Raw genomic sequence first — 12,408 nt, 5'->3', positions numbered from 1 at the left:
CTGAGATGCGGTCGAAGTCGGGTTCAGGGTTCAATCGGTTCAAACACCAGCCGATCGCCGTCCAGACGGATCTGGGCCGGCTTGCCCTTGACGTTGGCGGGCAGCGGGTTTTCGGTGGTGCGATAGGTGCCTGCGATGGACAGGAGTTCCGGCTCCATGCAGGTCGAGAAGATGCGGGCCTGGTCGTTGCCCTTGGCGCCAGCAATCGCCTTGCCACGCAGCGGCGCATAGACGTGGATGCTGCCGTCGGCGATCACCTCGGCGCCGTGGTTGACCACGGCCGTGACGATCAGGTCGCAGCCTTTGGCATAGATCTGCTGGCCGGAGCGCAGCGGCTTGTCGACGATCAGGGTCGGCGCAGCGGTGGCCACAGGCACCTCGACGCGCACCTCGACTGGCACTTCGCGCACGACTTCCTTGATCACTTCCTGGACCACGGTCTCGACCCGGGCGGGCGCCGCGATGCTGTCCGGTGCTTCGGCCAGACCGGCCTCGCGAGCGGCGCGCGCCTGGGCGGGGCTGCCGCCGCGGAAGGCAATGGGCTTGAGCTTGAATCGTGTCAGCAGGCCGATCAGCGCGTTGAAGTTCACCGTCACGTCTAGGCTGGCCAGATGGGTGAGGTCGATCACCAGAGGCTCGCCGTCAAACAGATCCGGGCTGTCGCCAAAGCGCTCGGTCAGCGCCGATTCGAGTGCGGTCAGGTTGCCCGTCTTGAGCAGGAAGGCCTCCAGGGTGAGCGAGGCGCTCTTGAAGTCGAACAGGTTCGAGGCGTTTCCGGGGGCTGCGGCGGACATTGGGCGGCGTTCGCTGAGAAAGCATGGAGTTTAAGCCACCCTGTCGGGCATGCAGCCTGCCGTGCGTGGTTTCGCACGCATACTGAAAGCCGAGGAGGGTGGTGTCAGCAATGTCGGACACGGTGTGGTGGACAAGCCAGCAGGCCGGTGTGGCCGTGGCACTGGGGGCGGGCCTGTTGATCGGCCTGGAGCGCGAGCGCCGCAAGGGGCGCGGGCAGGACCGGGCTTCGGCAGGGTTGCGCACCTTCATGGTGGCGGCGCTGGCCGGTGCCGTGGCGCAGACCGTGTCGCTGTGGCTGGCGGTGATGACGCTGGCTGGCGTGGGCGCGCTGGCGGCCCTGTCGTACTGGCGCTCCCGCTCGGACGATCCCGGGCTCACGACCGAACTGGCCCTGGTCGCCACGGCCTTGATTGGCATGCAGGCGGTGAGTCAGCCGGAGCTGGCAGCGGCTTGTGCCGCCGTCCTGGCGGGCGTGCTGGCGGCCAAGGAGCGCCTGCATCACTTCGCCACCGACTGGCTCAGCGAAGACGAGTTGCATGACGGCTTGTTGCTGGCGGCCCTGGCGCTGGTGCTGTTGCCACTGCTGCCGGCCGAGCCACTGGCCTGGCTGGGGGCCTTGTCGCCGCGTCGCGTGGCCATGCTGGTGCTGCTGATCCTGTTGATGCAGGCTGCCAGCCATCTGGGGCAGCGTCTGCTGGGCCCACGGGCCGGTTTGCCGTTGTCGGGCCTGCTGGGTGGCTTCGTCTCCAGCACCGCCACGGTGGGCGCCATGGGCAGCCTGGTGCGCAATGGCCAAGTGCCGCTGCGGCTGGGCCTGTGCGCGGCGGTGTTGTCGACCGCGGCCACCTGGGTGCAGGTGCTGGCCATGGCGGCCGTTGTGTCGCCCACCCATGTGTTGCCCTGGATACCCATGGCCGCGCTGGGTGTGACCGTTCCCGCGCTGGTGGGGCTGATTCTGTGGCGTCTGGACGGTCAGGCCCCGCAGCAAGTCGAGCGGACACCAGGTGGGCGGGTGCTGCGTCTGAGGGAGGCCGCCTTGGTGGCAGCCCTGCTGGTGGGTGGCGCGGTGCTGGTGCATTGGGCCCAGCAACGGGGCAGCGCCGGCTTGCTCACGGCGACCGCCATCGCTGCGCTGGCTGATGCCCATGCGCCCGTGGCGGCCTTGCTGTCGATGTACCGTGCAGAGCAGGTGGCGCTGGGCCTGGGGGTCGCGGGCGTGCTGGTGGCCGTTTCCGTCAACAGCCTGACCCGTACGGTGGTGGCAACCGTGTCAGGCGGGCCGCGCTTTGGCGCGCTGGTGGCCGGCGCGCTGCTGTGCAATCTGTCGGTGGTCTGGGGCGCGTGGGCGCTGGGCTATCTGACATGAGCGCGCTTCAGGCAGTGGGGCTCTCTACAATGTCACCCCCTGGTCGGATGGATGATCCAACCGGCTCATGAAAGACCCGCGATGACCTCTGACGCTTTGCTCGAAAGACAGACCCTGCGTGCCTACCTGGGCACGGGGCTGCTGCTGCTGCTGCTGCTCCTGTTTGTGGTGAGCCTGCCGATGGATGATGCGTCGCGTGCCACGTTCCTCAAGGAAGGCGGCGTGATTGAGACGGTCAGCGCGGTGCTGTACCTGATTTGTGCGGCGTACATGCTGACTTGGGCACAGCGGGCGCGCGCCTGGCCCTATGTCGTGCTGATGGTGTTGTTTGCCATGCGCGAGGCCGATTTCGACAAGCGCTTCACCGAGGTCGGGGTACTTAAGGGCAAGTTCCTGTTCTCGCCGCTGGTGCCATTGCACCAGAAGCTGATCGGCGGCGCGGTGATCGTGTTGGCGCTGTATGTGGTTTACACCATCATCCGCCGAGATGGGCTGTGGTTTCTGCGCGCCTTGCGCGCGCGGAGCGTGGAGGCGTGGGGCTGGGCCATCGCCATCGGGTTGGTGTTCGTGAGCAAGGCGCTCGACGGGCTGGGCCGCAAGCTGGCCGAATTTGGCATCACCCTCGATCCGGTGATCGATCTGCACGCCGGCGCCCTCGAAGAGATTCTTGAGTTGGGCATCGGCATCTTCATCCTGCTGGCGTGCCGCCTGTTTTTTAAGCGCTCAGGGGCCGCGGCGCCCGCGCTTGGGCGGACTGGCGGGGCGGCCTGACGAGGGGCGACCTGATGCGGGGCGAGCTGATGGCCGCTTGCTGATTCCGCGCGGGTCGCGCTCGCCCGTTTCACGCGGCGGCAAGCCCGTGTGCTGTGTCAGGATCCGGCCCTTCTGGGGCTTGTCGCCCGCGCCTGCGCCCTTGTTGGGGCCCGTCCCCGAGCCCTGAACACGGCCCACCGTCACCACCGAGGTCCGGGTGCCGGCCTTGGTCGAGTTCTTGCGCCGTGCGCTCTCGTAGCCGCCATCGGTGGCCGGTTGGTAGGTGGGGATCAGGTGGTGCTGGCCATTGCCGATGAGGTCAGCGCGGCCCATGGCCTTGAGCGCCTCACGCAGCAGCGGCCAGTTGTTGGGGTCGTGGTAGCGCAGGAAGGCCTTGTGCAGGCGGCGGCGCTTCTCGCCCTTGACGATGTCCACGCGCTCACCTTTGCGTGCATCCCGGCTGATGCCCTTGAGCGGGTTCAGGCCCGAGTGGTACATGGCGGTGGCGGTGGCCATGGGGCTGGGGTAGAAGGTCTGCACCTGGTCGGCCTTGAAGCCGTTGGATTTCAGCCAGATCGCCAGGTTCATCATGTCTTCATCGGTGGTGCCCGGGTGGGCCGCGATGAAGTAGGGGATGAGGTACTGCTTCTTGCCGGCCTCGGCGCTGTACTTGTCGAACAGCTCCTTGAAGCGATCGTAAGCGCCCATGCCCGGCTTCATCATCTTGGACAGTGGCCCGCCCTCGGTGTGCTCCGGTGCGATCTTCAGGTAGCCACCCACGTGGTGGGTCACCAGCTCTTTGATGTACTCGGGCGAGCGCACGGCCAGGTCGTAGCGCAAGCCCGAGCCGATCAGGATCTTCTTGATGCCAGGCAGCGCCCGTGCGCGCCGGTACATGCGGATCAGCAGGCTGTGATCGGTGTTCAGGTTGGGGCAGATGTCCGGGTACACGCACGAGGGCTTGCGGCAGGCGGCTTCGATCACCTTCGACTTGCAACCGATGCGGTACATGTTGGCCGTAGGGCCGCCCAGGTCGGAGATGACGCCAGTAAAGCCCGAGACCTTGTCGCGGATGGTCTCGATCTCGCGGATGACCGAATCTTCGGAGCGGCTCTGGATGATGCGCCCCTCGTGCTCGGTGATAGAGCAGAAGGTGCAGCCCCCAAAGCAGCCGCGCATGATGTTCACGCTGAAGCGGATCATGTCCCACGCGGGAATCTTGGCTTCGCCGTACTTCGGGTGCGGCGCGCGGGCATAAGGCAGGTCAAAGACCAGGTCCATCTCGGGCGTGGTCAGCGGGATGGGCGGCGGGGTGATCCACACGTCACGCGCGGCCGGGCCCTCGCCGTGGCGCTGCACCAGGGCGCGGGCGTTGCCCGGGTTGGTCTCCAGGTGCAGCACGCGGTTGGCGTGGGCGTACAGCACCGGATCGTCCTTGACCTGCTCGAAGGCCGGCAGGCGGATCACGGTGCGCTCGCGCGGCGGGAGGGCCATTTTGCCGCGTTGGGCGGGCTGGGCTTCGAGCTCGTCGGCCTCATGGGCATCCTGTTCGTGCTCGCTCGCTCTCGTGGCGGTTGACTCTGCGGTGGCCACGGCCAGTTCCGCGGCGACTTTCTTCTTTACGGCCGGATTCGGCACGATGCGGATTGGCTTGGTCTGCCCCGCCTTCAGTGGATCAGCCTTCACCGGATCGAAGGCCCCCGCATCCTCCAGCGCGCAGGTCTCGCCTTGCTCGGCGGCCAACTGCGTGGTCATCAGGTAGGGGTTGATGTGCTGGTCGATGCGGCCGGGGCGGTCCACCTCGGTGCTGTCCAGCTCGAACCAGCCTTCGGCCGTCGGGTCGTCCTTACGGCGGATGAAGGCGGTGCCGCGCACATCGGTGATCTGCTCGATGGGCTCGCGGGCGGCCAGACGGTGCGCGATCTCGACGATGGCGCGCTCGGCATTGCCGTACAGCAGCAGGTCGGCCTTGGCGTCCATCAGGATGGAGCGGCGCACCTTGTCTTGCCAGTAGTCGTAGTGGGCGATGCGGCGCAGCGAGGCCTCAATGCCGCCCATGATGATGGGCACGTCCTTGAAGGCCTCCCGGCAGCGCTGGGCGTAGACAGCCGAGCAGCGGTCGGGTCGGGCCCCGCCCACACCGCCGGGGGTGTAGGCGTCGTCGCTGCGGATCTTGCGATCAGCCGTGTAGCGGTTGATCATCGAATCCATGTTGCCCGCCGTCACGCCCCAGAACAGGTTGGGCTTGCCCAGTGCCTTGAAGGGCTCGGCGCTGTGCCAATCCGGCTGGGCGATGATGCCTACGCGGAAGCCCTGATTCTCGAGCATGCGGCCGATCACGGCCATGCCAAAGCTGGGGTGGTCGACATAGGCATCCCCCGTGACGATGATGACGTCACAGCTGTCCCAGCCGAGCGCGTCCATCTCCGCCCGGCTCATGGGCAGAAATGGCACCGTCCCAAAGCGCTTGGCCCAGAAAGGCTTGTAGCTGCTCAAGGGCTTGGCGGCGGGCAGGGTGGGGGCAATCTGATCAGGCATGGCAAGAGGCCGTGGACAACCCGGTATTGTCGCCCGGCGGCAGCAAAAATGGGGAGTCCCCCGAGCGCGCGGGGTTTCGCAGGCCGGTTCCCCCGTTGCCCTGCTTGCGTTTCTGCATGTAAAGATGGCCCGGACAATTCCTTGATGGCGTCATGTCGGGCCGCTTCTTGCGCACAATCGGGGCGTGTCCGATTCCCCTCACTGGATAGTGCGTCGATGAACATGATCCGCCAGAAATTCCTTAGCATCTTTGCGTCGCTGGCCGTGGCCCTGGGCGGCGTGACCCTGTCGGTCGCCCCCATCGAAGCCGAGGCCAAACGTCTGGGTGGCAGCCGCCCGGCCGGCATGCAGCGGCAAGCCCCGCCGCCGAAGCAGCAGCCGAACCAGCCCGCGCAGAACCAGAACACTGCGCCGCAGCAAGGCACGTCGGCCCAGCAGCCCGGCAACACCGCGGCAGCCGCTGGCGCTGCAGGTGCGGCTGCGCAGGCGGGCAAGCGCTCCTGGATGGGGCCGATTGCCGGGCTGGCTGCCGGTCTGGGTTTGGCTGCGCTGGCCAGCCATCTGGGCTTCGGCGAAGAACTGGCCAATTTCATGATGATGGCGCTGCTCGCCATCGTGGCCATGGTGGTCATTGGCTGGCTGATGCGTCGTTTCCGCGGCGCGCCAGCCGCTGGGCCGCAACTGGCGGGCGCGGGCGCTGGTGCGCCGATGTCGCGTCAGGCCTTCCAGCAGATGCCGTCGGGCTCGGGTTCGCCCGCGCCAGCCGCCCCCGCGGCGGCACCCTTGGCCTCTGCCCCGGCCGTGTCGGCGGCCATGCCTGCCGGTTTCGATGCAGCTGGCTTCGAGCGCATTGCGAAAATGATCTTCATCCGTCTGCAAGCCGCCAACGACGCGGGCCAGGTAGACGACCTGCGCAAGTTCACCACGCCCGAGCTGTTCGCCTCGCTCCGTCTGGATCTGCAGGAGCGTGGCGGGGTGGCTCAACAGACCGACGTGCTTGAGCTCAACGCAGAGCTGGTCGACACAGCTCAGGAGAACGGGCAGTGGGTGGTGTCGGTGCGCTTTACTGGGCTGATCCGTGAAGAGGCCGACGCGGGCGCCCAGCCGTTTGACGAACTGTGGCATCTGGTGCGGCCGCTGGACGAAAGCCGCGATTGGGCCATTGCTGGCATCACGCCGTTGGACGCTGCTTGAACAGCGCCGGCTGTTGCCGGGATGAGCCGGGGCTGACGCCAGTCGCCCCGGCTTTTTTCATGCTGTCCTGGCGCAATGCCATGGTGAAGTGAGTTTGAATCCATTTGAAGTGGATTTTGCGGGGCGACTGTGCTGCGCATGACGTGGGTTTTCGGCATGATCTGCGTCGTGGATAGGAGCTGACGCACGATGACTCACGACAAGAACCACGATGACGCGGGCTTACCCCGCTACCGCAGCAGCGCCGCCGCGCGCATGGTGAACATCCCGGTCGCGACATTGCGTGTCTGGGAGCGCCGGTACCGTGTGGTCGGTCCCCAGCAGGCGGCCTCAGGTCACCGCTTGTACTCAAGCCAGGATGTGCGCCGGCTGGTGCTCATCAAGCAGTTGCTCAACAAGGGCCACAGCATCGGCATGCTGGCCCGGCTCGACACGGCGCGCTTGCAGGAGTTGCTCGATGAGGCCGACCAGACCAGTGCGATGACCTTGCGTCCGGCCATCGACCGCACGCCACAGCGCGAGCCCGACCTCAGCGAGGCGCTGACCCAGCCCGTGAGGGTCGTCCTGGCCGGTCCCGACGCGGCCACGCGCTGGCGCGACGTGCTGGGCAGCATGACGGGCATCGAGGTCATTGGCTGCACCGAGGACAGCGGCCCGTCCGAACTGAGCCTGCGTCAGGCCCAGGCCGATGTGGTTGTGGCCGATCTGGGTCCCGTTCACATGGAGACGGTGGACTGGCTCGTTCGCCTGACCCGGATGGTCGGTGCGCGCCAGATGATCGTGGTCTATGGCTTTGCCAATTCACAGGTGCTTGAGGCGCTGCGCGCGCGAGCGGCAGTCTTGCGCCGTGCGCCGGTGGATGCCGCCGAGTTGGGCCAGGTCGTGCGCGACACGGTGCGCGGCTGGCGTACGGTGGCGCAAGGCCTGCGCGCGGTGCCGGATCCTGCGCCGCCCCGTCGGTATGATGCGTCGGCGCTGCAGCAACTGATCCGCACCATGCCCCGCGTGGCCTGCGAATGTCCGCATCACCTGTCAGAGCTGGTCACGCTGCTGAGTCAGTTCGAGACTTACAGCGCCGAATGCGAAACGCGCCACCCGGCCGATGTCGCCCTGCACGCATACCTCTACCGAGTGGCCGGCCATGCGCGTGCGCTGATGGAAGACGCCCTCACCACGCTGGCGGTGGCGGAGGGCGTGCCGCTGCCCGAGCGCATCGCCGTGCGCACATGAGTGGCGGCACGCGCCCGTCTGCCGCCACGCTCGAGGCCTTGGCGTGGGCGTCCGATGGCGTGGCGGTGGTCGTGGGCGCGGGGGGCGGCATTGGCGCGGCCCTGTGTGAACAACTGGCTGCACGGTTGCCCGATGTGCCGTTGGTGCGCGTGGGGCGCCGCGAGGCGGTGCCGCTCGACTTGCTTGAGGATGCCAGCCTGCAGTCAGCGCGCGAGGCGCTGGCGCGTGAGCTTGACGCCACCGGCCGGCCTCTGCGCCTGTTCATCGATGCGACCGGCTTTCTGCACGGCAACGGTTGGCGTCCCGAGAAAACCTGGCGCGAACTGGACCGCGCTCACCTGATGCACCAGTTCGCCGTCAACGCGGTGGGGCCGGCGCTGCTGATGCAGCAGTTTCTGCCGTTGATGCCGCGTCAGGGGCGAGCCGTGTGGGCCACCTTGTCGGCCAAGGTCGGCAGCATCGGCGACAACCGTCTCGGGGGCTGGTACGGCTATCGCGCGGCCAAGGCGGCACTCAACCAGTTCGTGCGCACGGCGGCCATCGAATTGCGGCGACAGTCGCCGCAGGCCGCCTGCGTGGCGCTTCACCCCGGTACGGTCGAGACAGCGCTTTCGGCGCCGTTTGCTTGATCTGGCCTGCAGGTGAAGAAACCGGCTCAGGCCGCTGCCGGGCTGCTGGCCGTCATCGACGGTCTGACCGACGCCGACTCAGGCGGATTGTTCGACCACACCGGCGCCCGCCTGCCCTGGTGAGTCGCTGTCGTCTTCGCCGAGAAAGCCGCCGCTCTGGTGCGCCCACAGGCGCGCGTACAGACCCCCGCGGGCCAGCAAGCTGGCGTGCGTACCTTCTTCCACGATGCGGCCCTGATCCAGCACGATGAGCCGGTCCATCGCGGCGATGGTCGACAGACGGTGCGCAATGGCCACCACGGTCTTGCCCTCCATGAGGCGGTACAGGCTGTCCTGAATTGCGGCTTCGACCTCGGAGTCCAGTGCGCTGGTGGCTTCATCGAGCAGCAGGATGGGGGCGTCCTTGAGCATCACGCGCGCAATCGCGATGCGCTGTCGCTGGCCGCCCGAGAGCTTCACCCCGCGCTCGCCCACGTGGGCGTCGTAGCCCATGCGACCGTGTGCGTCGCTCAGGCCCTGGATGAAGGCATGCGCCTCGGCCCGTTCGGCCGCATGCACCATCTCGGCATCGCCTGCATCGGGGCGGCCATAGAGGATGTTGTCGCGCACCGAGCGGTGCAGCAGCGAGGTGTCCTGCGTGACCATGCCGATTTGCGCGCGCAGGCTGTCCTGCGTCACGCCGCGCACGTCCTGTCCGTCGATCAGGATGCGGCCTGACTCGACGTCATAAAAGCGCAGCAACAGGCTGATCAGCGTCGACTTGCCTGCGCCCGAGCGGCCGACCAGGCCGATCTTCTCGCCGGGACGGATCGTCAGGCTGAGCTGGTCGATGACGGGTTTGTCCTTGCCATAGCCGAAGCCTACGCGGTCAAATTGGATCTCGCCGCGGCTCACCGCCAGCGGGCGGGCCTGTGCATCGTCCACCACGGCGTGGGGGCGCGACAGCGTGTTCAGCCCATCCTGCACCGTGCCCACGTGTTCGAACAGGCTGGCCACCTCCCACATCATCCAGTGCGAGATGCCGTTGAGGCGCAGCGCCATGGCCGTGGCCGCTGCGACCGCACCGATGCCCACCTGGCCCTGCGTCCACAACCACAGCGCCATGCCCGCCGTCGACAGAATGAGCAGCATGCTCAGCGTGTGGTTGACCACCTCGAAGCCGCTGACCAGCCGCATTTGGCCGTGCACCGTGACCATGAACTCCTGCATCGCCGAGCGGGCATAGGAGGCCTCGCGGTTGGCGTGCGAGAAAAGCTTGACCGTGGCGATGTTGGTGTAGGCGTCGGTCACCCGGCCCGTCATCAGCGAGCGTGCGTCAGCCTGGGCACGTGCGCGTTCGCCCAGCCGCGGCACGAAATACCACACGGCCAGCAAGTAAGCCGCCAGCCAGCCCAGAAAGGGCAGCAGCAGCCACAGGTCGAAGCTGCCTGCGATGGCCGTCATGGTGACGAAATAGATGACCACGAATACCAGGATGTCGCCCACGATGAACCAGGTGTCGCGCACGGCCAGCGCCGTCTGCATCACCTTGGTGGCGACGCGGCCGGCGAACTCGTCCTGGTAGAAGGCCATGCTCTGGCCCAGCATGTGACGGTGGTAGCGCCAGCGCAGCGTCATCGGGAAGTTGCCTGCCAGCGTCTGGTGCTTGAGCAGCGTCTGCAACCACACGGCCAGTGGGCTGGCCACGATGATGCCGGCCAGCAAGGCCAGGTGCGTCCCCCCTTCGGACCACAGCGTCTGCGGCGTGTAGCGGCTGAGCTGGTCGACGATGCCGCCGAGCATGCTGAACAACAGCGCTTCGAAGGCGGCGATCAGGGCGGTGAGCAGTGTCATGCCCAGCAGATAGGGGCGCATGCCCTCGGTGCCCGCCCACAGAAACGCCATGAAGCCTTTTGGAAAGGCGTGGTCAGGCGCGTCGGGATAGGGGTGGACCAGGTTCTCGAACCACTTCAGCACGGGGGGGCTCCGCTTGGGGCAAACCATTGAGGGTAGCGGTTTTCCTGCGTGGGCCCGGCAGACAGGGCTTTGAGACGCGCTCAGGCAACGATTTGTCACATTTTTCCCCACCCTGGTGGATTTCCGTCGGCGTTGCATTGCGTAACGATGCGACCGTTTTTCAGACGGTTGATAAGTCATGGCTGTACAAAAAACAGGGAGACTGGCCCGTACGGGGCTGGGGGCGGTGATGTGGGCGTGCGCGTCTGCGCTGTGCGCACAGGCGCCGGATCCGGCAGAGCTGGCTCAGCGTGCACTGCAGGAAGAACTGCTGCGTCAGCAGCGCGAACAGGCCACCGCGGCGCAGCGTCGGACAGGCCCGGATGTACGGCTGCCAGCGCCCGAATTGGATCGACGCGCGCTCGCGTTGCCCGCCGACGAGCAGCCCTGCTTCCGAATTGACCACATTCAACTCACCGGTGACGATGCGAAGCGCTTTACTTGGGCGCTCGACGCGGCCGGCAAGACGCCGGATGGCTCATTGGATACCCCGCTTGGCCGTTGCCTTGGGGCAGAAGGCGTCCGGGCCGTGATGTCGCGCATTCAGAACGCCCTCATTGCGCGCGGTTTCGTTACCACGCGGGTGCTCGCGCCACCTCAGCAACTGAGCACCGGAACGCTGACGCTGACCGTCGTGCCCGGGCGTGTACGCAGTATTCGATCAGGACAGGTTTCGGATCCGGATCGACTCACGTGGTGGAACGCGCTTCCGGTGCAACCGGGCGACCTGCTCAATCTGCGTGACATTGAACAAGGGCTGGAAAACTTCAAGCGTGCGGCATCCGTGTCGGTCGATATCCAGATCGTGCCCAGCGAGGCGCCAGACGCGCGCCCCGGCGACAGCGACCTCGTCATCAGTTGGCAACAAGGCTTGCCGCTGAAAGTTGCCTTTTCGTTTGATGACACAGGCAGTCGTGCGACCGGTGTCTATCAAGGCGGCTTGACACTGGTCTACGACCATCCCTTCACTCTGCATGACCAACTTGTCTTGAGCCTTCAGCACGATCTCGGCGGCGGGCGCGATGGCGCCCGCGGTTCGGCCAGCCAATCCGTGCAGTACACCGTGCCGTTTGGCTACTGGCTCCTGGGCGTCTCGGGCGGCGAGAGCCGCTACCACCAGACCGTGACAGCCGGTCCGTTGAGCTATCGCTACAGTGGCAACAGCCGCACAGGCGACATCCGTCTGGGGCGGGTCATCTACCGCGATGCAGCCCACAAAGTCTCGGCCACCATGAAAGGATGGTCCAAAGCATCCCGAAACTACGTCAATGACGCAGAGGTGCTGGTTCAACGGCGACAGACTGGCGGCTGGGAAGCGGGCTTTCAACACCGTGCGGTGTGGGGAGGCGCCGTCACCGATGTTGGCCTGAACTACCGACGTGGCACGGGTGCGTTCAACGCGCTGCCAGCGCCAGAAGAGGCTTCGGGCACTGGCACCTCCCGCATGGCCGTCATCCTGGCTGATGCGCAACTCAACCAGTCTTTTCGGTTGGGTGGCATGCCGCTGAGGCATCAGGCGGTGGCGCGCGTCCAGTGGAACCGCACCCCGCTGAGCTCACCGGATCGCTTCGGCATTGGCAGCCGCTACACCGTGCGTGGGTTCGATGGGGAATCTCAGTTGGCGGGCGAGCGTGGCTGGCTCGTGCGGCAGGACCTGGGCTGGGCGCCGACGCCTGCGCCGCATGAGGTCTATGTCGGCCTGGACCACGGCCGGGTGGGCGGCAATGTGTCGGGCTCTGCGCAAGGCCGAAGCCTCACCGGCGCAGCGTTCGGCCTACGCGGCGCAGTGGCTGGCATCGCCTATGACGTCTTCATGGCTTGGCCCCTCCGTGCCCCTCATGACGTTCGACCGCCAGGCAGCGTCGGCGGCTTCAGCCTTCAAGGCGCGTTCTGATCAGCGCCAGACCA

General features: G+C 66.7%; 9 protein-coding genes. 6 read left to right on the top strand and 3 right to left on the bottom strand.

Features of this window, described 5'->3' with window-relative positions; all coding sequences use genetic code 11:
* Window positions 1–23: 23 nt before the first annotated feature.
* The gene (gene minC / locus GTZ97_RS06530) at window positions 24–794 is read right to left on the bottom strand and encodes a septum site-determining protein MinC (RefSeq protein WP_161649764.1); all 771 of its coding nucleotides are present in this window, start codon (window positions 792–794) and stop codon (window positions 24–26) included.
* 110 nt (window positions 795–904) lie between these two features.
* Between minC and GTZ97_RS06525 the strand changes: the two genes are divergently transcribed.
* The gene (locus tag GTZ97_RS06525) at window positions 905–2,161 is read left to right on the top strand and encodes an MgtC/SapB family protein (protein ID WP_161649763.1); all 1,257 of its coding nucleotides are present in this window, start codon (window positions 905–907) and stop codon (window positions 2,159–2,161) included.
* A gap of 81 nt (window positions 2,162–2,242) precedes the next feature.
* Window positions 2,243–2,932, top strand: coding sequence for a hypothetical protein (locus tag GTZ97_RS06520; RefSeq protein ID WP_161649762.1), 690 nt, complete (start codon window positions 2,243–2,245; stop codon window positions 2,930–2,932).
* Here the strand turns inward: GTZ97_RS06520 and GTZ97_RS06515 are convergent.
* The gene (locus GTZ97_RS06515) at window positions 2,885–5,452 is read right to left on the bottom strand and encodes a YgiQ family radical SAM protein (protein ID WP_161649761.1); all 2,568 of its coding nucleotides are present in this window, start codon (window positions 5,450–5,452) and stop codon (window positions 2,885–2,887) included. The genes GTZ97_RS06520 and GTZ97_RS06515 overlap by 48 nt on opposite strands.
* A gap of 222 nt (window positions 5,453–5,674) precedes the next feature.
* On the opposite strand from GTZ97_RS06515, the gene GTZ97_RS06510 reads away from it, so the two are divergent.
* The 3 genes from GTZ97_RS06510 to GTZ97_RS06500 all read left to right on the top strand — a co-directional run bounded on the left by GTZ97_RS06510 (window position 5,675) and on the right by GTZ97_RS06500 (window position 8,505).
* Window positions 5,675–6,646 (top strand): Tim44 domain-containing protein, encoded by a 972-nt coding sequence (locus tag GTZ97_RS06510; RefSeq protein WP_161649760.1) that lies wholly within the window; start codon window positions 5,675–5,677, stop codon window positions 6,644–6,646.
* A 189-nt stretch (window positions 6,647–6,835) separates the two neighbouring features.
* Window positions 6,836–7,876, top strand: a complete 1,041-nt coding sequence (locus tag GTZ97_RS06505; protein ID WP_161649759.1) for a MerR family transcriptional regulator — start codon at window positions 6,836–6,838, stop codon at window positions 7,874–7,876.
* Window positions 7,873–8,505 carry an SDR family NAD(P)-dependent oxidoreductase gene (locus tag GTZ97_RS06500; RefSeq protein WP_236651052.1) on the top strand — a complete coding sequence of 211 codons (633 nt, stop codon included), beginning with the start codon at window positions 7,873–7,875 and terminating at the stop codon, window positions 8,503–8,505. The genes GTZ97_RS06505 and GTZ97_RS06500 overlap by 4 nt, the downstream gene beginning before the upstream one ends.
* A 78-nt stretch (window positions 8,506–8,583) precedes the next feature.
* Here the strand turns inward: GTZ97_RS06500 and GTZ97_RS06495 are convergent, their stop codons facing one another.
* The gene (locus tag GTZ97_RS06495; RefSeq protein ID WP_330863560.1) at window positions 8,584–10,461 is read right to left on the bottom strand and encodes an ABC transporter ATP-binding protein; all 1,878 of its coding nucleotides are present in this window, start codon (window positions 10,459–10,461) and stop codon (window positions 8,584–8,586) included.
* 178 nt (window positions 10,462–10,639) lie between these two features.
* Between GTZ97_RS06495 and GTZ97_RS06490 the strand changes: the two genes are divergently transcribed.
* Entirely contained in the window at window positions 10,640–12,394 is a 1,755-nt protein-coding gene (locus GTZ97_RS06490; protein WP_161649757.1) for a ShlB/FhaC/HecB family hemolysin secretion/activation protein, read from the top strand.
* Window positions 12,395–12,408 lie beyond the last annotated feature (14 nt).

Source organism: Aquabacterium fontiphilum, from assembly GCF_009909205.1.
In the GTDB taxonomy this organism is placed as follows: Bacteria; Pseudomonadota; Gammaproteobacteria; order Burkholderiales; family Burkholderiaceae_C; genus Aquabacterium; species Aquabacterium fontiphilum.
Note: the sequence above shows the minus strand (reverse complement) of the source record. Positions and strands in the feature narration are given on the sequence as shown.